This is a genomic window from Maricaulis sp. D1M11 (genome assembly GCF_047308265.1).
Lineage (GTDB): Bacteria > Pseudomonadota > Alphaproteobacteria > Caulobacterales > Maricaulaceae > Maricaulis.
This window is the reverse complement of the sequence record NZ_JBKQWY010000001.1, coordinates 337,695-358,978: the sequence shown is the minus strand read 5'-3', so window position 1 is coordinate 358,978 and position 21,284 is coordinate 337,695. Positions and strand designations below refer to the sequence as shown.

Here is a 21,284-nt window from a genome sequence, read left to right as displayed (position 1 = left end):
GATCAGGCTCACGCGAAGTTTTTCGTGAACGCGTCCAGAGCCGCCTTCAGCTTGCCTTCAGAGTCATCGGTCAGCTTCTTCTCGCTCCGGATGGATGCGAGCAGGTCTGAATGGTCGGCATGGATGTGACGCAGCAGGTCCGCTTCGTAACGACCCACGTCGGAAACCGGGACCTCATCGAGGAAGCCACGCGTACCGGCGTAGATCACGCAGACCTGTTCTTCCATGGACAGCGGCGAGAATTGCGGCTGCTTGAGAAGCTCGGTCAGACGCTGACCCCGGCTCAGAAGTTTCTGGGTCGCGGCATCCAGATCAGAACCGAACTGGGCGAAGGCCGCCATCTCGCGATACTGCGCGAGTTCACCCTTCATCTTGCCGGCAACCTGTTTCATCGCCTTGGTCTGGGCGGCCGAGCCCACGCGGGACACGGACAGACCCACGTTCACGGCCGGGCGGATGCCCTGGTAGAACAGGTCGGTTTCCAGGAAGATCTGACCATCGGTGATCGAGATCACATTGGTCGGAATATAGGCGGACACGTCATTGGCCTGGGTTTCGATGACCGGCAGAGCCGTCAGAGAACCCGCACCATTGTCGTCATTCATCTTCGCCGCACGTTCCAGCAGACGGGAGTGCAGGTAGAAGACGTCACCCGGATAGGCTTCGCGGCCCGGCGGACGGCGCAGCAGCAGGGACATCTGACGATAGGCGACAGCCTGTTTGGACAGATCATCATACACGATCAGGGCGTGCATGCCGTTGTCACGGAACCACTCGCCCATGGCACACGCGGTGAACGGTGCCAGGAACTGCATGGGTGCCGGGTCAGACGCCGTTGCGGCCACCACGATGGTGTAGTCCAGGGCGCCGTTTTCCTCGAGCGTCTTCACGATCTGGGCAACGGTGGAGCGTTTCTGGCCGACAGCGACGTAGATGCAGTAGAGCTTGGCGCTCTCGTCATCACCTTCGTTGATGGCCTTCTGGTTCAGGATGGTGTCAATCGCGATCGCGGTCTTGCCGGTCTGACGGTCACCAATGATCAGCTCACGCTGGCCACGACCGACCGGGATCATGGCGTCAATCGCCTTGATGCCCGTTGCCATCGGCTCGTGCACGGATTTACGCGGGATGATGCCCGGCGCTTTCACGTCCACACGACGACGTTCGGCAACGTCTGTCAGGGCACCCTTGCCATCAATCGGCTCACCCAGACCATCACAGACGCGACCCAGCAGGCCGCGACCGACGGAGGTGTCCACGATGGAACCGAGGCGCTTGACGGTGTCGCCTTCCTTGATGCCGCGGTCATCACCGAAGATCACGCAACCCACATTGTCGCGCTCCAGGTTCAGGGCCATGCCCTTGATGCCGCCCGGAAACTCAACGAGCTCACCGGCCTTCACCTCGTCCAGACCGTAGACACGGGCAATACCGTCACCAACGGACAGCACGCTACCCACGTCCGAAACCTGTGCTTCGGCGCCATAATTCTTGATTTGATCCTTCAGGATCGCAGAAATTTCCGCAGCCCGGATGTCCATGGCTTCAAGCCTCTTTCATCGCGTTCTTCACCCCGTCCAGCTTAGTGCGGAGAGAGGAGTCGAACATGCGCGAACCAACCTTGACGATCAGCCCGCCCAACAATTCCGGCCGCACCGAAGTGCGGACCTCGATTTCGCGCCCGAAGGCACCCTTAAGAGATGCCGTGATGGCATCCACCTGTTTTTTTGTCAGCGCCGCAGCGGACGCGACATCAGCTGCAACCACACCGCGGTCATCAGCTGCCAGCCGGGCAAAGGCCCGAGCCAGATCACCAAGCTCGGCTGCACGGCCATTTGCCGCCGCCACGCCCAGCGCATTCTTGGTCAATTCGTGAAACTTCGCCTTATCCGCCAGGGCCACCACTATGGCTTCCTTGGCTTCAGCCGGGTGCAGCGGAGAGGCCAGGATGGCACTCAGCTCGTCATTGTCTTCCAGAATAGTCCGGAATGCAGACAGGTCCGCTTCCACCGCGCTGATTGCGTCGGCAGTCTTAGCCAGATCGAACAGTGCGGCGGCATATCGCCCCGCTGCGTTCGCGGTCATCACGTCTTCGCCGGTATCCACCGTGACGTCGCTCTCTTGTTGGGTCTGGGCTTGAGAACCACCGAAATCGGCGCAAGCCCTTGATAGACAACGAATAAAACAGCCAAACCCCTCACAGGGCGTAAAGTGTCCAGCCAGTTCGGCGCTGCGATAGCACAGCCATTCATGCGCAGCAAGCCGAACGGGCCAGAGGATTCAGCGCGAGCGCACATTTGACGAAAAAACAATAACTTACACCAGAGGAAAACCGGGGAAGAATTCATCCGTAATCCAACAAGAATATTGCGGATGCGAGCAAGAGGGGTCCGGACTGAAATTTTGCTTGTATATAGCTTTTGAGTTATATAATTAGATGGTTATGTTTGAACCCATCCCCAACTCCCTGTCTCCGCAACAGATGAATGCGGTGTTTTCGGCCCTCGCCGACCCCACCCGGCGAGCGCTCCTGTCTCGCCTGGCTCAGGGCGATGCAACGGTCAATGACCTCGCGGACCCCTTCCCGATCAGCCAGCCTGCGATCTCCAAACACCTGAAAGTGCTGGAAGAGGCCGGATTGATTGAACGGCATCGTCGCGGCCAGCAACGCCCCGCCCGACTGCGACCCGACACACTGGCCGCCGCCACCGAATGGCTGGCGCGCTTCAAGGCCCAATGGGAAACCCGTCTGGACCAGATGGATGAATTACTCGGCCGCCAGCCGGATCTTCCTGCCGACCCACCTCACCCGACAGACACCCACAAAGAGGACTGACATGACCGAACGCCCCGTTTTTACACTCGAACGCCAGTTCAGCGCGCCCCGAGACCTGGTCTGGAAAACCTGGACACAGGCCGACCTGTTCGCCCGCTGGTACGGCCCCAATGTGGACACCATTCTCCACACGTTCGACATTCAACCGGGCGGATCCATCCTGCTTGAAATGCGGTGGGACGGCGGATCCAAACACGAGCGCATCGAGATCACCGAGCTGGATGCGCCGCACCAGATCCGATGGCTACAATCCGCCGTGGACGAAAACTGGCATATCGCACCCATGCCCCAAATGCCGGATTGGCCGCGGGTTCTCGATACAAGAATCACGCTGACCGATACCGAGGACGGCACACATCTGACCCTGACCTGGACCCCTCACAACGCCACGCAAGCGGAGCTCGACTGCTTCCGCATGGCTCTGGCCGGTCTCGACAAGGGCTGGGGCGCCGGCATGGAGGTGCTGGCTGAACTGTTGCAGTCCTTGCAAGCCGAAACGGCCTGAGGCCAACTGCGCCTGACCGTTTCAGATGAAGCTGTAGGGGTCGATATCGATGGAGACGCGCACGGAGGACGGCAGTTTCACGCGCGCTTTCCAGCTGCGCATGAAGGCGGACATGTCGATGGATTTGTCGGCCCGCACCAGAATGCGCCGCCTGTGCCACCCGCGCACCATGGCGCGGGGCGGTTCAGCAGGCCCCCAGATATCGACCCCCTCGCTTCGTGGCGCCGCAGCCGCGAAATCACCGGCAACCCTCTCCACGGGCTCCAACTCCCGCGCCATGAAGTTCACGGCAGCCAGACGCCCGAAAGGGGGAAGTCCCAGCGAGGCCCGCATATCACTTTCCAGATCCAGAAAAGCGCTGCGATCCCCGGCGACCAGGGCCTGGATCGCCTCATGTTCGGGCTGGTGTGTTTGCAAAAGAGCGCGACCAGGGCGCTCGGCTCGACCTGCACGCCCGGCGGCCTGAACCAGGGTCTGGAAGGTTCGCTCCCCGGCCCGGGGATCCCCGCCCGCCAGGCCAAGATCCGCATCCACAACTCCCACGAGGGTCAGATTGGGGAAATTATGGCCTTTGGCGGCAATCTGGGTGCCGATCATGATATCAATCTCGCCCGCCTCCATGGCCGCAACAATCTGCGCACCCGAGGCGCTGTCGGAAGAATAGACGGCACAACGGGCCTCCGGGAAGGTGCGCGCCGCTTCCTCGGCCACACGCTCCACACCGGGACCGACACTGGTCAGACTATCCTCTGCGCCGCAAGACGGACATGTATCGGGTTTGGGCATGGAAAACCCGGTCACGTGGCAGACTAGCCGACCCGTATAACGATGCTCGACCAGATAGGCATGCGTGTCCGGCGACATCATGCGGTGACCGCAAGCCCGGCAGAGCACAAGCGGCGCATACCCCCGACGATTGAGATAGAGCAGGACCTGTTCCTTGCGCTCGAGGGTCTCGCGCATGGCCTCGAGCAAGGGTGGCGACAACCAGTGCCCCGGTTCCGGCGGTGTCACGCGCAGATCAATCGTCGCGATTTCGGGCAATACCGCCGCTCCGGGTCGTGCAGGCAGACGCACATGCACATATCGCCCTGATCGCGCATTGGTGAGACTTTCAAGGCTCGGCGTCGCCGAAGCAAGGATGACCAGGGCGCCCGCCAGTTTCGACCGGGCCACAGCCAGATCCCGCGCCTGATAGGCCAGACCTTCATCCTGCTTGTAGGTCGGATCATGCTCCTCATCGACCACAACGCATTTGAGATTGGCAAAGGGCAGGAACAGGGCGGACCGGGCACCGATGACAATGCGCGCCCGTCCATGAGCCACTTCCCGCCAGGCCCGCCGACGGTTTTTCGGGCCTGCCCCTGAATGCCAGACCGCTGGTTCCGCGCCAAACCGTGCAGTAAACCGTCCCAGCACGGCTTCCGTCAGAGCGATTTCCGGCAGCATGATCAGGATCTGGGCCGTCGGATCGCGTCGCAAGACTTCAGCGATCGCCTCGAAATAGACCTCCGTCTTGCCCGACCCCGTCACACCATCGAGCAGGGCGGCCTGGAACCCCCCGGCCATCGCCAAACGTCGCAGGGTTCCCGCCGCCTCGACCTGGAGCAAGGTCAGGTCTTTACCAGCCCCATCCGGGTCAGGCACCTCATAGGGCGGGTCAACCAGCCGGATTTCCGGCTGCAATGCGCCAGCCTCGGCCAGTCCCTTGACGACCGATGCGGTTACACCGGCCGAACGAGCCAGATCTGCGGCCGTCATCGGGTCAGAACCGTCCGCAACATCGAGAACCTTGCGTCGCGCCTCGGTCATGCGAGCCGGCTCCCCGCCCGATCGCGCATAGAGGGTTTCGGTCGGAGATGGGCTGAGCGCCTCCCGGCTGCGCAAAACGGATCGCAGGACAATGCCCGGCTGTTGGACCAGATATCCGGCCGCCCAGTCCACGAACTGACGGGTTGATTCGGGTATGGGCGGCGCGTCCAGACGTTCCAGCAGGGATTTCAGCTTGCGATCAACATGGCCGTCCTCAATGCGCCAGACCACACCGTGAGCCTCGCGCTTGCCCAAGGGGGCAATCACATGATCACCGGCGGCGAGCTCCATATCCTCTGGAATCCAGTAATCAAATGGCTCTGGCATCGGCATGGGAAAGAGGATCGCCGCGCGTCTGCGTGGCCCCAGAAGATCCATCATTTCCCCGGACATGCGTGTTTGATCCTTCTTACGGACCCAAGGCTTTGCGGTCCGGTTTGCAATTCAGAAACCATTAACTAGCGACACTTCAGCCCCGACGAGGCAAGAGGCAGTGACACTATGAGCGCGACTATCGACACGTCCAGCCCGGCGCCTGAAGCACTGGACCAGTTAAGGGCCTGGCTCATCCAGAATCCCGATTTCATCCGCGAAGATGCAGAGCTCTTCGCCATTCTCTCTGCGGCACCAGAACGCGAAGGGGTTTTCGACCTCGGACAAGCCGCTCGCAACCGGTTGATGACAGAGATCAAACAGCTCAAAGCCCTCAATGAGGGCATTGTCGAGACCGCACGCGCCAATCTCGCCATCCAGTCCCAGGTTCACATGGCGGTTCTGGCGCTGCTGGAAGCCGACAGCCTGGCCACGCTCGACCGTAAACTGGCCAACCGAATTCCGGGCGCCCTGAGTGTCGATCTGGCGCGGGTCTTCATCGAGGATCATGCACCGCTGCGGGACGGCGAAAGCCTTAAACCATGCGCGACCGGGTTTGTTGACCGCATTCTGGGCCAGAATGTGGAACGCCTCGGACCGATCGAGGGAGCGGACGGTGACGCACTCTATGCGCCGCAAGGGCAGCGCATGAAATCCCACGCCCTTGTCCGACTGGATATGGGGTCCCATCAGGGCGTCCTGGCGCTTGCAGCCCGAGATGCACACATGTTCCAGGCCGGACAAGGCACGGAATTGCTCAACTTCCTCGCGCGAAGCCTGGAACGCCTTCTGGTGCGCTGGCTTTGACCCCGATCACAGCCAAGGGCGCTCTGGAGCGATTTCTCGATCATCTGGACGGTGAGCGCCGGGTGAGTGTGCACACGCTCTCGGCCTATCGCCGTGACCTCGACCGCTTCATCGACTTCCAGACAGGACACAAGGGTCGCGAACTCCTGGTCAATGATCTCAAGACGCTGGCCCTGCCCGATTTCCGCGCCTTCATGGCAGATTGCCGGCGCCCACCCGATGCCTTGTCCGCGCGATCTCTGGCCCGCTGCCTGTCCTCGATCCGTGGACTGTTTCGTTATCTCGAGCAACGCCACGGCATCAAAAACTGTGCGTTGAGCCTCGTGGAAAGTCCCAAATTCGCACCCGCCAAGCCCAAACCCGTCACGGAGCGGGCGGCTCGAGCCCTCATGGAGGCTCCGTCGGACCAGGATATCGAGCCCTGGCTCCAAGCCCGCAATACGGCACTGATCACCTTGCTGTATGGCTGTGGGCTGCGCATTTCCGAAGCGCTTGGCCTGACGGGGCGTGATCTGCCTCTGACTGATATGCTGACCGTCATCGGCAAGGGCGGAAAATCGCGCACAGTCCCGCTCCTGCCGGTCGTGCGCGAAGCGATGAATGCCTATCTGGCTGTGCTGCCTCATGCGGTTGAAGCGTCCGGGCCGGTCTTTTTTGGTATTCGGGGCGGAGCCATGGGTTCGAGAGCTGCACAGCATCTCATGCAGGACCTGCGACACCTGCTCGGACTGCCTTCTACCGCGACCCCCCATGCGCTTCGCCATGCCTTTGCCACTCATATTCTGGGCCATGGCGGCGATCTGCGAACCATCCAGGAATTGCTCGGCCATGCCCGTCTGTCGACGACGCAGATCTATGCGGATGTGGATACCCAACGCCTCGTCTCTCTGTATGATCAGGCGCACCCGCGCGCCCGCCGCCCCGAGTGAGCCGAAGCGGGACACCCATACGTCCAATCTCTCTGGCCCACTCGCTTGTTCTCCCATAAATCTTCTGTACTTTATTGTATAAAGCTCTTGGAGGACCACATGTCAGACAATGCCGACCTGGCCGAACTGCGTGCCATTGCTGAATCCGGACAGCGTGCGCCCCAACTGGGTGGGCGTTTCTTCATGTGGTGGGGCGGTCTCGCAGGCCTCGCACTGCTGGCACACTGGGCCACACTCGTCGGACTATCGCCCCTGCCCATGCCCATGATCGGTCTGATCTGGGCCGTTTACGGCCTTGTCGGTGTCACCGGCTCTGCCGTTCTGAGCGCCAGCCTGCGAGGCAAGCCAGGCCGTGGCGCCGCGCTCAACCGGGCCGAAAGCGCGTTCTGGACAGCCGCCACCATCGGTTTCATTGCCTATGTCGCCGGCATTGTAGCTCTGGTACTTCTGCGTGGCGGTTCCGTGATTCTGTTCGATACGATTCCGCCCCTCGCTTTCCTTGTTTATGGTCTGGCGTTCCGCATCAACAATGCGCTCGGCGGACCCGGCTTTTTCGGACCGCTGTCGTATTTGAGCTTTGCCTTCTGCACCGGAGCCCTGATCTTGGTCGGCACACCTGAACTTTATCTTTTCTCGGCCGCCTCCCAACTGGTGATTTCCATTGGCCCCGGCCTCATTCTGATGGGCCGTGAACCTGCGGCTGATGCATGACAGAGGCCTTTGACCCCCAAGCCCTGGACGATTTGATCCACGGGAAATTGCGGCTGTCCATTATGGCCTACCTCTCTGGCGTGGAGCGGGCCTCGTTCAACGAGATCAAGGCACGCACCAAGGCCACAGATGGCAATTTGTCGGTCAATCTGCGCAAGCTCGAAGAGGCCGGTTATGCGTTCATCGAAAAGCGGTTTGAAGGTCGCAAGCCTCTGACCGAGGCTGGCCTGACCGAAGCCGGGCGATCTGCCTGGATTGCCTATCTGGATCAGATGGCGAGCCTGCTCGACCAGTCCAGACCGAAACCGCAATAGATTGACCGGGAAAACTAAGCCGGATTGAGCTTACGCGGTGCGCTTGTGGAGATAGACATCCAGCACATCGCCGTCTGACGTCGTGTGGCAGGTACCGGTCGGCTCAAAACCCAGTTTCTCGAGAATCCGGATGGCCGCTGTACCATCCGCCCGTGGATAGGCCACGACCTGCTTGACCGCGTCATGGGCGTACGCCCAGTCCAGCAGGGCCGACACGCCCTCGGTCGCCAGCCCCTGTTCACGGAACGAGAGCAGCATGGAATAGCGGATCTCGATCTGGCCTCGCGCATCCACCGGACCAACAAAACCGCCGGTGCCCATCAGCCGGTTCATGACGGGTGAAATATAGATCCACTGATACCAACCCGTATCCTCGGGACGTTCGGCCAGCTTGGTCTTCATCCATTCCAGGCTTTCGCGCGTGGCAAATTGCGGGGGCCAGGCGGGTTCGAATTCCACGCCCAAGGCGTCGAAAAACCCGGACAGGTCATCGACCTGCAACGCTGCCAGTTCGCGTGTCAGGGGCGTAATTCGCAAGCGCGGCGTGATAATATCGGCCACGATTTCAGTCGAATTGGTCATGGCGTTCCGAACATCCCCACAATGATTCCGAACCTGGAAACACTCCCACACGCGCCCCTTATGCCCCAGGGATTGACTCTTGTCCGCTCAAAAATGGCCTTTACTGGAAGTTGAGTGGTTTTTTCCTGTTCGAACGTAAAAACGCCGCCCAATGGTCATGACCTCTGAGCGGCGTCTTGAGTAAAACGCAATTTCAGTTTGCCGAGACTAGGCTTGCATGGTCCAGCCCTCGACACCCATGGCTGCCTGGCGCACCGCCTCGGACAGGGTCGGGTGAGGATGGCAGGTCCGCGCCACATCTTCGGAGGCGGCCCGGAATTCCATGGCCAGGCAGACCTCGCTGATCATTTCCCCGACATTCACACCGATCATGTGAGCGCCCAGGATTTCATCGGTCTCTGCATCCGCCAGGATTTTCACAAAACCATCCGTGGTGTGATTTGTTCGCGCACGGGAATTCGCCTGGAAGGGGAATTTGCCCTTCTTGTACTTGCGACCCTCGGCCTTGAGCTCGTCTTCGGTCTTGCCGACGCTTGCAATCTCAGGAGACGTATACACAACACCCGGAATGATGCCGTAATTTACGTGACCGGCCTTGCCGGCGATACGTTCCGCACAGGCCACACCCTCGTCCTCGGCCTTGTGGGCCAACATGGGACCATGTGTGCAGTCACCGATAACCCAGACATTTTCAGACGACGTCTGGAAATGATCGTTGGGAATAAACCCACGGGCATCGGTTTCGACACCCACCGTCTCCAGACCCAGACCGTCGGTGTAAGGGCGTCGACCAATACACACAATCACCGTATCGGCTTCGAGTGTTTGTGCATCGCCACCAGCGGCGGGCTCGACTGTAACCTTCAGTGTCGTGTCATCAGAGGTGTCCACACCGGTCACCTTGGTGCCCAGGTGGAAGTCAAACCCCTGTTTTGCGAACGTCCGCTGAGCGGTCTTGGCCAGTTCACCATCCATCCCCGGCAGAATGCGATCGAGATACTCAACCACGGTCACCTCGGCACCCAGACGGCGCCACACGGAGCCCAGCTCCAGCCCGATGACACCGGCACCGATCAGAACCAGCTTGCCCGGGACTTTTTCGAGATCCAGTGCCCCGGTGGAAGACACGACGCGTGTCTCATCGATCTCAACTCCGGGCAGCGGGGTCACTTCAGAGCCGGTCGCGATGACAATATTGCGCGTCGCCAGCTCCTGCTCGCCATCCTCGCCCTCAACGACCACCTTGCCCGCACCGGCAATCCGGCCCTTGCCGCGGATATAGTCGACCTTGTTTTTCTTGAAGAGGAATTCGACGCCCTTCGTCAGACCGTCAACCGCATCGGACTTTTGCGACATCATCTGCTCGAGATTGATGCTCAGTTCACCAGTCTCAATCCCCATTCCGGCAAATTCAGTGCGGGCGGCCTCATACATTTCGGAAGCGTGGAGCAGCGCCTTGGACGGAATACAGCCCACATTCAGACACGTGCCACCCAGCTTGCCGCGCATTTCCACACACGCCACCTTCAGGCCCAACTGACCGGCCCGGATTGCGCAATTATAACCACCGGGGCCACCGCCAATGATCACGACGTCGTAAGTTTCAGACATGCTCGCCTCTTTGAGGAATATGAGGTGCGGGAATCCGCGAAGACTGACGCCTTATATGACGCGTCGTGCAGCAAAACGTAAGGGGGTCGCACGCTCTTGGCTGCATGCCATCATTCAACGCCCGCCGAGCTGGCCACGTAGCCGCAAAAAACCCAACATGGCTATTATCAATAGGTCGAACACGTTGAATACGCCATCAATGAGTGGGGCCTTCCCGTTGAGGGCGATGGAATAGGTCGGCGACAATGCGATCCAGACCCAGGACGCAAGATCCACAGCATAGGCGCCCGTGTAGATCCAGATGCTGAGCACATGACCTCTCCAGACCAAAAACGTCGCCAGGGCATAAGCATGGACATAGACAAACCAGGTCAGGAAATTCTGCCAGTCCATATTGTGGACGATTTCACCAATGAAACTGCCATCCGGTGCCAGTTCGCTCCAGCCGAACCGGGAAAACAGCATCGCGTAAAAGAGCCCCACCGCATAGGTGACACGCACTGTCATCAGGATCTGGATGACACGCAAAACGACCCGCATTGAGATCATGGCCACCCCCTTCCGATTCAGAATATCGGATGCGTGACAAAACTCAATGACGCATTGAAAAGCCCGACCCTGATTCAGGGTCGGGCGTCTCAAACCGTTTTGGCGTGCGCGCCTAGAGGTCAAACAGCAGGCGCTGCGGGTCTTCAAGGTTTTCCTTCACACGCACCAGGAACGTCACGGCCTCTTTGCCGTCCACGATACGGTGGTCATAGGACAGGGCGAGATACATCATCGGCTTGATGACAACCTGGCCGTTTTCGGCAACCGGGCGTTCCTGGATCTTGTGCATGCCCAGAATGCCCGATTGCGGAGCGTTGAGGATCGGCATGGACATCAAGGAACCATAGACACCGCCATTGGACAGGGTGAACGTCGCCCCCTGCATGTCCTCGATCGTCAGCTTGCCATCCCGCGCATTTTTACCGAGACGGATGATCTCTTTTTCGATCTCAGCCAGGGACATCTGGTCTGCATCCCGGATCACCGGAACAACCAGACCGCGGTCGGTGCCCACGGCCACGCCCATGTCGTAATAATTCTTGTAGATAATGTCCGTGCCGTCGATCTCGGCGTTAACGGCCGGGATCTCCTTGAGAGCATGGACACACGCTTTGACGAAGAAGCTCATAAAGCCCAGCTTCACACCATGCTTGGCCACAAAGGCCTCCTGATGTGTCTTGCGCGCCTTCATGATGGCCGACATGTCGGCTTCATTATAGGTGGTCAGAATGGCCGCAGAATTCTGGGCATCCTTCAGACGTTTCGCGATGGTCTGGCGCAGGCGGGTCATGCGGACGCGCTCTTCACGCGGCCCCAGTTCACGCGGTGCCGAAGGCGCGGCCGGCGCTGCGCTGGATGCGGAAGTGGTTTGTTGCGCCACCGGTGCCGGTGCGGCGGCGGCCGCCTTGGCATCGGCCTTCGTGATCCGGCCATCCTTGCCCGTACCCGCAATGGCACCGGCGTCCAGCTTGTTTTCCTCGATCACGCGTTGAGCGGACGGCATGGCAATCCCGCCGGTCGGCGCGGCCGACGTGTCAGCCGCAACCGCAGGAGCCGGTGCGCCAGCCTCTGCACCGCCTTCGGCGATCTTGGCGACCGCATCACCCGGTGCCACGCTGTCCCCTTCCGCGACCAGGAGTTCGGACACGACACCCGCGACGGGGGACGGCACCTCAACAGCCACCTTGTCAGTTTCGATCTCGACAAGCGCCTGGTCGACCTCAACCGTATCACCCGCCTTCACCAGCCAGGACCCGATTGTTCCCTCAGCCACACTCTCGCCCATCTGAGGGACTGAGGCCTCGACCACACCCCCAGCCGGTGCGGTGTCTGCGGTCGGTGCCGCATCAGCAATCGGAGCCTCAGCGGCAGTCGGCGCAGCAGCGGCTGAGCCACCGGCTGTCAATTCACCCAGTTTCGCACCAATTTCGACAGTCTCACCTTCCGGAGCAGCAATCGCGCCCATCACACCGTCAGCTTCGGCACGCACTTCGACGGAAACCTTGTCAGTTTCCAGCTCAACCAGAACATCATCGCGGGCCACCGTATCGCCCGTTTTGACCATCCAGGAGCCAACCGTGGCTTCCGTTACGGATTCGCCCAGCTGGGGCACAAGGATATCAGTCATGATCATCTCTTTCCTATTCGCAGGGTCGATGCCGTCTTACGACAGCGCCTCATCGACCAGGGCATCCTGTTGTTGCTTGTGCTTGGAGGCGATACCGGTCGCTGTCGACGCGGTGGGCGCACGACCCACATAACGCGGGCGCTTGGACTGGCCATCCAGCTTTGTGAGTACGTATTCCAGATTGGGCTCAACAAAGGTCCAATAGCCCATGTTGAACGGTTCTTCCTGACACCAGACGACATCCGCTTGCGGGAAGCGAGCCAGCTCGGTGATCAGGGATTTGAACGGGAACGGATAGAGCTGTTCGACGCGCAGCAGGTAGATATCGTCGATCTCCTTGGCCTCACGTGCCTCCAGGAGATCGTAATACACCTTGCCGGTACACAGCACGACACGACGGATCTTCTCGTCCGCAACCAGATTGACCGACGTCTTGGCGAGCTCGCCCTCGGGACGCACCGTCTTATCCGCGTCATCCCAAAGAACCCGGTGGAAAGACGACCCCGGACCGAACGCTGCCAGGTTGGAGACACAGCGCTTGTGACGCAGCAGGCTCTTGGGCGTCATGATCACCAGCGGTTTGCGGAAATTGCGGTGAATCTGACGCCGCAGAATGTGGAAATAATTCGCCGGCGTGGAGCAGTTGGCGACCTGCATATTGTCTTCCGCACACAATTGCAGAAAGCGCTCGGGCCGCGCGGAGGAGTGTTCCGGCCCCTGGCCCTCATAACCATGCGGCAGCAGCATCACCAGACCGGACATGCGCAGCCATTTGCGCTCACCGGAGGAAATGAACTGGTCGATGATCACCTGGGCCCCGTTGGTGAAATCCCCAAACTGGGCTTCCCACATGGTCAGCGTGTTCGGCGCGGACAGGGAATAGCCATACTCGAAGCCCAGTACGGCCTCTTCGGAGAGCATGGAGTCAATCACTTCATAGCGCGATTGATCTTCAGACAGATTATTGAGCGGCGTGTAACGCTCCTCCGTCTGCTGGTCGATGATGTGCGAGTGACGCTGGGAGAAAGTACCGCGTCCACAATCTTGTCCGGACAGACGAACCGCAAAGCCTTCGGTCAACAACGTACCGAACGCCAGGTGTTCAGCGGTTGCCCAATCAATATTCTCACCGGTTTCGATCATCGTCCGGCGCGCATTGATCACACGGTTGAGCGTGCGGTGGATGTTCACACCCTCCGGCACCGCCGTCATCGCCATGCCCACCGCCTCAAGGCTTTCTGTAGAGGCCGATGTCTCGCCACGACGATCATCCCCTTCAGGCAGGCCCAGACCGGACCAACGCCCATCCAGCCAATCCGCACGGGCCGGTTCAAACGCCTTGCCGGCTTCGAATTCCTTGTCGAGGAATTCGTCGAACTCGTTTTCCATCGCCTCGGCTTCAGCCGCGGTGATCAGGCCCTCCTTGAGAAGGCGTTCCTGATAGACTTTACGGACCGGCGGCAGGTCCTTGATGATGCGATACATGATCGGCTGGGTGAAGGTCGGGTCATCGCCTTCATTGTGGCCGTAGCGACGATAGCAGATCATGTCGATGACCACGTCTTTGCCAAAGAGCTGACGATACTCCGTCGCGATCTTTGTGGCATGGACGACGGCTTCCGGATCATCTCCGTTCACGTGGAAGATCGGTGCCTGCACCATCAGCGCCACATCAGACGGGTAGGGGCTGGAGCGGCTGTCCTTCGGATTGGTCGTAAAACCAATCTGATTGTTGACGATGAAATGGATCGCGCCGCCCGTGCGGTGACCTCGCAGACCCGACAGGCCCAGACATTCCGTCACAATACCCTGACCAGCGAAGGCCGCATCACCGTGCAAGAGGAGCGGCAGCACATTCATGCGCGGCGTACCCGGTGCCGTCACGCAATTCTCTTCCTGTTTGGCGCGGGCCTTGCCCAGCACGACAGGGTCCACGGCCTCGAGGTGAGACGGGTTGGCGGTCAGCGAGAGGTGGACGGTATTGCCATCAAACTCGCGGTCCGATGAGGCACCGAGGTGGTATTTCACATCGCCGGAGCCGAACTCGTCCTCACCCTGGGTGTTGCCCCCCTGGAATTCGTGGAAGATCTGGTGATAGGGCTTGCCCATCACAGCGCCCAGCACATTCAGGCGCCCCCGGTGCGGCATGCCGATGATGATGTCTTCGACACCCATCGCACCGCCGCGCTTGATCACCTGTTCCAGCGCAGGAACCATGGCTTCACCACCATCGGCCCCGAACCGTTTGGTGCCCGGATAGCGCTTGTGCAGGAATTGCTCGAACCGCTCGGTCTCGATCAGTTTCTGCAAAATGGCCTTCTTGCCTTCCGGCGTGAAGACAATCTCCTTGTCAGGACCTTCAAACCGCTCCTGAAGCCAGGCTTTTTCTTCCGGGTTGGAGATGTGCATGAATTCGACGCCAACCGAACCACAATAGGTGCGACGCAGAATATCCAGCATCTGGCGCGGTGTAGCGGTGTCGAGACCGAGATAGCCATCGATGAAAATTTCTTCGTCCAGCGCCTCGCCAACAAAGCCATAGGTGGCGGGGTCAAGTTCCGGTTGCGGCCCGAAATCGGTCAGGCCCAGCGGATCAAGCTGTGCCGCCAGATGGCCTCGCATACGATAAGCGCGGATCATCATGATCGCCTTGATCGATGCCTGTGTCGCCTTGCGCAGATCAGCCGCAGACGCGTCCGGACGTGTGACTTCGACATGAGCGGCCACCTTGTCGACCATGGCGGCTTCGTCTGACCCGATATCCCCCAGGGCCGACACCATTTCACCATTGGCCTGACGCGGCCAGTCTGCACGTTTCCAGGACGGTCCGGATGCTGACCGCGCGCGGTCAGCGGCGCTGTCATCCATCTGCGCGAAAAAATTTCGCCAACTGTCAGGAAGTTTGGCAGGATCCTGGGCGTAGATCGCGGCCATCTGCTCGATATACAAGGCGTTTGCGCCCTGCAGGAAAGACGTGTCGAGGAAGGCCTGGTTTTCGTCGGAACGGTGTTGGTCGGACATGATCATCCTGTGGGAAAGCATCAGCGCGGGAGGGATTTGGCGCTTTTATACTGTTGGTCTAGGCCTCTTTAATTCGGATTAGAAGATATTTTCACCCGACTGGTGACAACTTCCTGACAGAGGTAAAGCGAACATCCACACTTTGCCGTTTGACACGCCTCTACCCATGCGTTTTTCTGGTTGAAATACGGTCAGGAATTGCGGAACTGCACCATGAGTTTTTTCTGGGATGAACCAGTGGGTTTGCAGGGTTCCCCGTCCGATCGGGCGGAGGATCACCCGACGTCGAATGATCACAACGCCATTGCGGAGGCGATTGTCCGGGCGACCCGCCCCTATCAACCCGGCGGCAGGTTGCACGAGCAAAACCACAATAATCACCGCGGCCCCATCACCATCGCCGTCTATGGTCCCTGGGGCTCGGGGAAAACCAGCATACTGCGCCAGATCGAAGGCATTTACTCCCGCTCCAACACTACAGGCCGCACCTATATTTCAACAGAAGCCGAGGCCTTTACCCTGCGCTTCGAACCCTGGCGATATGAAGGTGAGGATAATCTGATCCTGCCCCTGCTCGCCGAGCTGAGTGCTCAGATCGCCAGCTCGATCCAAAAAGAATCCGTCAAAAAGGCTGCTGCGGAAACCGGGATGCGCCTGCTCGGACGCGCAGCACGGGCCGCCGGGCGCACGGCTGTAAACACGCTGGCCAAGAAAATCGGACTGGATGGCGAGGATATCACCCGGATTGGTGAGGATTTCGCCAGCTATTATGAGGAACGGGCAGACCGATACTCCTATCCACAAAGCGAACAACAGGCCTTCATGAGTGATTTGCGCGACCTGCTTTTGCTCGCTTCGCGCGGCCATATGGAGACCCTGCAAAACACGGATAGCGAACCCTTCCGTCGCCCGGTGGTGATCCTGATTGATGATCTGGACCGGTGCTCGCCTTCCCAGGTTCGTCGCATGCTGGAATCCATGAAGAACTTCCTCTGGATCGAGGATGTCACCTATATTCTCGCCCTGGATGAAGCCCAGGTCACGGCTGCCCTGACGGACCAACGCTTTGGCCGACAGCACATGGCCGGCGATCAGGACTATATCGCGGCGCGGACCTGGGCGCGGCGTTATCTGGAGAAATTCTTCCTCTATTGCTTCGATCTCAATGATGCCGAACTGGAAATGCGCGGCATCCCGCAAACCGTCCGGGACACAACCTGGGACGAACTCCTGCGCAGTGTTCAGGACGTGCCTCGCCTCCAACAACTGGCCGAGATCATGACACGGGAAGACCCGGCCGGTGTGCATTCTGCACCCAATTCCGAGTTCGCGGTGATGCGCCGCAATTTCAACCTGGCACCGGCGAATGCTCGCAAGATCAAACGCATTGCGCGCTGGCTGTATTACCAGCTTAACCTCGCCCCGCAGAGCGTGTGCCAGTCACCCGTTGATAATGCAGGCCTGGCCTGGATCGGTGACCTCCATAGCCGCTTTGGTGACCACCTCTTCTCTGAAGCCTATCCCGAAGACTGGCAGGAACTCTTCCACAATCGGTCCATGACCGGGAAACACCAGATCTACATCACGATTTCTGATCTTCTGATCTCATTCTATCCTGATATCGCCACCAGTCTGAGCGCGCCCGATGCAATCGAACTGCTGGAGATCGAAACGGACGCTGTCTCGAACTTTCGCGCGCTCGTCGGTCATCTCATATCAGAAGGCCGAAACGGCATGTATGATCCGACCGAATTCGAGGATATGCCACTTTTGTCCGAGCTGGCCCGATCTGCACTGGCCCGGCGCATCCTGGCCCTGCATGACACCTGGGACACGCGCGAGATTATTCGGCTGTATCAGCTTGCCAATTACGCGACCGAATAGCGGCCAAACGCTTGTGACGGTGATAATGCGTGGCGGCACGGAGCTTCAGCGCGTCGTTGAACTGCTCCTTGTCTCCGGCATTGCGAGCGGCTTCGAGCTTTTCTGCGATCAGCGCTTCAACCTCGGCCTTATCGTGAGACTCGGCAAGCTCGCGAGCCTCGACCGCGATCGGATCATCGCTGTGATAGAAAGCTTCCTGCTCCTGCAGAGCCAGATCGACCCGTTGCGACAGGTCCTGGTGAGACGCTCGCGTTCGTTTCCCGGCGGGCTTGTGCGCAGCCTTGCCCGACTTTGCGGCAACAGTACCCTTGGATGTTGCCCGGGCATTCACCGTCGCAGCACTCGCCGTGGTCGAGATCACCTGTTCGATCGCCTGGAGCGCCTTGGTCATGGCCTCCCGCCGCTCCGTCTCGTTGGCGGACGCGCGCTTCTTTCGAATGTGGGCGTAAGGCGAATGATAAACCATGGGAACAGCGTAATTTTTCTTCAAACGGACATCGGCTGCAGCATGCATCAGACACGCGACAACCCGCCGGAGCGAACCGATATAGATGCCTGTTGCATAAATGCAATAGCACTATAGTCCTGACAAGGCGTGAAGACAAAGAGATTTCGGAACGCGTTGTCCCCTCGCGCCTTGCCCGCAACAAGAAACCGCGCCCCGGACACCTCCGGAGCGCGGCTCTCACACGATATTCTGGCGCGACCTAGCCCTTGAGCAGCTCAGCCAGCGTTGTGCCCAGACGCGCCGGGCTCGGAGACACTTTGATGCCCGCAGCCTCCATGGCTGCGATCTTGTCTTCGGCACCACCCTTGCCGCCGGACACAATCGCACCGGCATGGCCCATGGTACGGCCCGGAGGCGCCGTACGGCCGGCAATAAAGCCGACGGTCGGTTTGGAGCGGCCCTTCTTGGCTTCATCGGCCAGGAATTGCGCGGCTTCCTCTTCGGCAGAACCGCCGATTTCACCGATCATGATGATGGACTTGGTTTCGTCGTCCGCCAGGAATTTCTCCAACACGTCGATGAACTCCGTGCCCTTGACCGGGTCGCCGCCAATGCCGACTGCGGTGGTCTGGCCGAGGCCTTCCGCCGTGGTCTGAAAAACGGCCTCATAGGTCAGCGTACCGGAGCGGGAGACCACGCCCACGGAACCCTTGGAGAAGATAGAGCCCGGCATGATGCCGATCTTGCATTCTTCCGGCGTCAGGATACCCGGGCAGTTCGGCCCCAGCAGCATGGAGCTGGATTTTTCCAGCTTGGCCTTCACCTTCACCATATCCATCACCGGAATACCCTCAGTGATGCAGGAGATGAACGGGATGCCCGCATCAATGGCCTCGATGATCGCGGCACCGGCACCGGCCGGCGGCACATAGATCACAGATGCCGTCGCACCGGTGGCTTCAGCCGCTTCACCGACAGAGGCGAAAATCGGCAGGTTTTTTTCGGCATCAAGACCGGAGGTCCAGGTCGTGCCACCCTTTTTGGGGTGCACACCGGCCACCATTTGAGTGCCGTAATACTCGAGGGCCTGTTCCGTATGGAAGGTGCCGGTTTTACCGGTCAGGCCCTGAACGAGGATCTTTGTGTCTTTGTTGACGATGACGGACATGGCTTAGGCTCCCTTCACCGCAGCGACGATTTTCTGGGCAGCATCGTCGAGATCATCGGCAGAGATGACATCGAGATCGCTCTCATTGATGATTTTCTTGCCGAGCTCGACATTGGTGCCTTCCAGGCGAACCACGAGCGGCACTTGCAGACCCACTTCCTGGACAGCCGCCAGGACACCTTCCGCGATCACATCACAACGCATAATGCCGCCGAAAATATTCACCAGAATGCCCGACACATTCGGATCAGCCGTAATGATCTTGAAGGCTGCGGTCACTTTCTCCTTGGTGGCACCCCCCCCCACATCGAGGAAGTTGGCCGGCTCGGCTCCGTAAAGCTTGATGATGTCCATGGTCGCCATGGCCAGACCTGCGCCGTTCACCATGCAACCGATATTGCCGTCGAGAGCGACATAGGCGAGGTCGTATTTAGACGCCTCGATCTCTTTCTCGTCTTCCTCGGTCGTATCACGCAGCTCCATGATGTCGTCGTGACGGAAGAGCGCATTGCCGTCGAAGGACACTTTGGCGTCCAGCACGCGCATGCGGCCATTCTCCATGACGATCAGCGGATTGACCTCAAGCAGCGCCATATCCTTCTCGGTGAAGGCGGTGTAGAGGATCTTCGCAATGTTGAGCATGTCTGCCCGTGCATCGCCGTCCAGCTCCAGCGCGTCAGCAACCTTGCCGGCATCCGCTTCGGTCACGCCCGTCGCCGGGTCGATATCGATCGTGTGGATTTTTTCCGGGGTTTCCTCGGCCACAGCCTCGATGTCCATACCGCCTTCGGTGGACACAACAAAGGCCACACGACCCGTTTCGCGGTTCACCAGGAGAGAGCAGTACAGCTCGGTCGCGATATCAGCACCGTCCTCGATGTAGAGACGGTTGACCTGCTTGCCGTCCGGGCCCGTCTGGTGCGTCACCAGCGTATTGCCGAGCATCTCCTTGGCATGAGCGACAACCTCGTCCTTGGAGAAGGCCAGGCGCACACCGCCTTTGGCATCCGGACCGAGTTCCTTGAACTTGCCCTTGCCGCGCCCGCCCGCATGGATCTGGGACTTCACAACCCAGAGCGGTCCGGGCAGTTGATCCGCAGCCGCAGCAGCGTCATCGGCAGAGAAGATAGCGACGCCTTCAGCGACCGGCGCGCCGAAGGATTTCAGGACAGCTTTGGCCTGATGTTCGTGGATATTCATGTAAGGCCTCTTGGGAGGGAGGTTGGGATGGCCAGGACGGCGCACCGCCTTATAACACCGGCATACACCGGTGCAATGCGGTCCGTAAGCCCGATATGTTTTCAAAACCTTATCCGGGCATTCACAGATGTGTCAGTTAGACTTTGGGCGACTCACCCGGCCGGTTTGCGGGCAATCCACAAAACATCGTCACGGCAGAGCCCGTATCGGGGCTCTTCTTCCGGCGGCAAACGCCAGCCCGACACGTCGAGACCGTGCGCGGCCACAAGGTCCGGGAAGTCGCGACCGTAAAACCGCAGATGGTGGACGTCATTATAGTGGGCGTAACGCTCCGGGTCTGTCGAAAGCTCCGGATTTTCATAGGTTTCCTCACGTGCCCAGTTCTGCGGCACGGTCAGAAGCGCAAAACCGCCCGGCTTGAGCACGCGGGCAATTTCATCCATCGCCTTGTGATGATCGGGCACATGTTCGAGCACGTGATTGGAAATCAACACGTCGACCGAGGCATTTTCGAATGTCATATCGGCCATATCCATGGCGTGACGCGCCTTGCCCGGAACGATGTCGGCCGTGTGGTATTCGCTGGCACCGTCCATCTGGCGGATGAAATACTTCTCCGGCGCAAAATGCAGAATGGTACGGCCGTCCTTCAGATCGAGACCTTCGCGCTCAAGCCATAAATGGATCAAGCGATGACGTTCACGGGATCCGCAGGACGGACACCGACCATCCCAGCGCGGCGGCGTACCCAGCGCATGAAACACACCCTCATAGCCACAAATCGGACAATGACGCGCCATTTTCGGCACGGAGAACTGGCGAGGGTCGCGAAAGCGGGCTTTGAGACCTTGAAAGAAGAGTTTCATGATGGACGTATTCCGATGGCGTGCAGATAGGGCCGCGCTAGG

19 protein-coding genes are annotated in these 21,284 nt (G+C 59.6%); 7 read left to right on the top strand and 12 right to left on the bottom strand.

Features of this window, described 5'->3' with window-relative positions:
• Nucleotides 1-8 precede the first annotated feature (8 nt).
• Together atpA and RMQ97_RS01845 are read right to left on the bottom strand one after the other, a co-directional pair.
• Nucleotides 9-1,541, bottom strand: coding sequence for a F0F1 ATP synthase subunit alpha (gene atpA / locus RMQ97_RS01850; protein ID WP_413659124.1), 1,533 nt, complete (start codon nt 1,539-1,541; stop codon nt 9-11).
• A 4-nt stretch (nt 1,542-1,545) separates the two neighbouring features.
• A complete protein-coding gene (locus RMQ97_RS01845; RefSeq protein WP_413659123.1) occupies nt 1,546-2,085 on the bottom strand; it encodes a F0F1 ATP synthase subunit delta in 540 nt (179 codons plus the stop codon).
• A 358-nt stretch (nt 2,086-2,443) separates the two neighbouring features.
• On the opposite strand from RMQ97_RS01845, the gene RMQ97_RS01840 reads away from it, so the two are divergent.
• Nucleotides 2,444-2,836, top strand: a complete 393-nt coding sequence (locus RMQ97_RS01840) for an ArsR/SmtB family transcription factor (protein ID WP_413659122.1) — start codon at nt 2,444-2,446, stop codon at nt 2,834-2,836.
• A 1-nt stretch (nt 2,837) separates the two neighbouring features.
• A complete protein-coding gene (locus RMQ97_RS01835; RefSeq protein WP_413659121.1) occupies nt 2,838-3,341 on the top strand; it encodes an SRPBCC family protein in 504 nt (167 codons plus the stop codon).
• A gap of 21 nt (nt 3,342-3,362) precedes the next feature.
• Here the strand turns inward: RMQ97_RS01835 and RMQ97_RS01830 are convergent, their stop codons facing one another.
• The gene (locus tag RMQ97_RS01830; RefSeq protein WP_413659120.1) at nt 3,363-5,546 is read right to left on the bottom strand and encodes a primosomal protein N'; all 2,184 of its coding nucleotides are present in this window, start codon (nt 5,544-5,546) and stop codon (nt 3,363-3,365) included.
• Between the two features lie 108 nt (nt 5,547-5,654).
• Between RMQ97_RS01830 and RMQ97_RS01825 the strand changes: the two genes are divergently transcribed.
• The 4 genes from RMQ97_RS01825 to RMQ97_RS01810 all read left to right on the top strand — a co-directional run bounded on the left by RMQ97_RS01825 (nt 5,655) and on the right by RMQ97_RS01810 (nt 8,286).
• Nucleotides 5,655-6,332, top strand: a complete 678-nt coding sequence (locus RMQ97_RS01825) for a DUF484 family protein (RefSeq protein WP_413659119.1) — start codon at nt 5,655-5,657, stop codon at nt 6,330-6,332.
• Nucleotides 6,329-7,261: a tyrosine recombinase XerC gene (locus tag RMQ97_RS01820; RefSeq protein ID WP_413659118.1), complete on the top strand. Its 933-nt coding sequence runs from the start codon at nt 6,329-6,331 to the stop codon at nt 7,259-7,261. The genes RMQ97_RS01825 and RMQ97_RS01820 overlap by 4 nt, the downstream gene beginning before the upstream one ends.
• Before the next feature lie 99 nt (nt 7,262-7,360).
• Nucleotides 7,361-7,972 carry a hypothetical protein gene (locus RMQ97_RS01815; protein WP_413659117.1) on the top strand — a complete coding sequence of 204 codons (612 nt, stop codon included), beginning with the start codon at nt 7,361-7,363 and terminating at the stop codon, nt 7,970-7,972.
• Complete coding sequence (locus RMQ97_RS01810; RefSeq protein WP_413659116.1) at nt 7,969-8,286, top strand: winged helix-turn-helix domain-containing protein; 318 nt, start codon at nt 7,969-7,971, stop codon at nt 8,284-8,286. The genes RMQ97_RS01815 and RMQ97_RS01810 overlap by 4 nt, the downstream gene beginning before the upstream one ends.
• A gap of 30 nt (nt 8,287-8,316) precedes the next feature.
• Here RMQ97_RS01810 and RMQ97_RS01805 read toward each other — a convergent pair whose 3' ends face one another.
• The 5 genes from RMQ97_RS01805 to RMQ97_RS01785 all read right to left on the bottom strand — a co-directional run bounded on the left by RMQ97_RS01805 (nt 8,317) and on the right by RMQ97_RS01785 (nt 15,676).
• On the bottom strand, nt 8,317-8,868 hold the full coding sequence (locus tag RMQ97_RS01805; protein ID WP_413659115.1) for a GNAT family N-acetyltransferase: 552 nt from the start codon (nt 8,866-8,868) through the stop codon (nt 8,317-8,319).
• Nucleotides 8,869-9,075: 207 nt separating this feature from the next.
• A complete protein-coding gene (gene lpdA, locus RMQ97_RS01800) occupies nt 9,076-10,479 on the bottom strand; it encodes a dihydrolipoyl dehydrogenase (RefSeq protein WP_413659114.1) in 1,404 nt (467 codons plus the stop codon).
• A 114-nt stretch (nt 10,480-10,593) separates the two neighbouring features.
• Nucleotides 10,594-11,028 (bottom strand): hypothetical protein, encoded by a 435-nt coding sequence (locus tag RMQ97_RS01795; RefSeq protein ID WP_413659113.1) that lies wholly within the window; start codon nt 11,026-11,028, stop codon nt 10,594-10,596.
• Nucleotides 11,029-11,140: 112 nt separating this feature from the next.
• On the bottom strand, nt 11,141-12,655 hold the full coding sequence (gene odhB, locus RMQ97_RS01790) for a 2-oxoglutarate dehydrogenase complex dihydrolipoyllysine-residue succinyltransferase (RefSeq protein WP_413659112.1): 1,515 nt from the start codon (nt 12,653-12,655) through the stop codon (nt 11,141-11,143).
• Nucleotides 12,656-12,691: 36 nt separating this feature from the next.
• On the bottom strand, nt 12,692-15,676 hold the full coding sequence (locus RMQ97_RS01785) for a 2-oxoglutarate dehydrogenase E1 component (RefSeq protein WP_413659111.1): 2,985 nt from the start codon (nt 15,674-15,676) through the stop codon (nt 12,692-12,694).
• Between the two features lie 213 nt (nt 15,677-15,889).
• Here RMQ97_RS01785 and RMQ97_RS01780 point away from each other — a divergent pair, with 213 nt between their 5' ends.
• Nucleotides 15,890-17,560, top strand: a complete 1,671-nt coding sequence (locus RMQ97_RS01780) for a P-loop NTPase fold protein (protein ID WP_413659110.1) — start codon at nt 15,890-15,892, stop codon at nt 17,558-17,560.
• On the opposite strand, the gene RMQ97_RS01775 is transcribed toward RMQ97_RS01780, so the two are convergent.
• The 4 genes from RMQ97_RS01775 to RMQ97_RS01760 all read right to left on the bottom strand — a co-directional run bounded on the left by RMQ97_RS01775 (nt 17,520) and on the right by RMQ97_RS01760 (nt 21,242).
• Nucleotides 17,520-17,951 (bottom strand): hypothetical protein, encoded by a 432-nt coding sequence (locus RMQ97_RS01775; protein WP_413659109.1) that lies wholly within the window; start codon nt 17,949-17,951, stop codon nt 17,520-17,522. The genes RMQ97_RS01780 and RMQ97_RS01775 overlap by 41 nt on opposite strands.
• A 316-nt stretch (nt 17,952-18,267) precedes the next feature.
• Nucleotides 18,268-19,176, bottom strand: coding sequence for a succinate--CoA ligase subunit alpha (sucD, locus tag RMQ97_RS01770; RefSeq protein ID WP_413659108.1), 909 nt, complete (start codon nt 19,174-19,176; stop codon nt 18,268-18,270).
• A 3-nt stretch (nt 19,177-19,179) separates the two neighbouring features.
• A complete protein-coding gene (gene sucC / locus RMQ97_RS01765) occupies nt 19,180-20,376 on the bottom strand; it encodes an ADP-forming succinate--CoA ligase subunit beta (protein WP_413659107.1) in 1,197 nt (398 codons plus the stop codon).
• 152 nt (nt 20,377-20,528) lie between these two features.
• Complete coding sequence (locus RMQ97_RS01760; RefSeq protein ID WP_413659106.1) at nt 20,529-21,242, bottom strand: methyltransferase domain-containing protein; 714 nt, start codon at nt 21,240-21,242, stop codon at nt 20,529-20,531.
• Between the last annotated feature and the right edge of the window lie 42 nt (nt 21,243-21,284).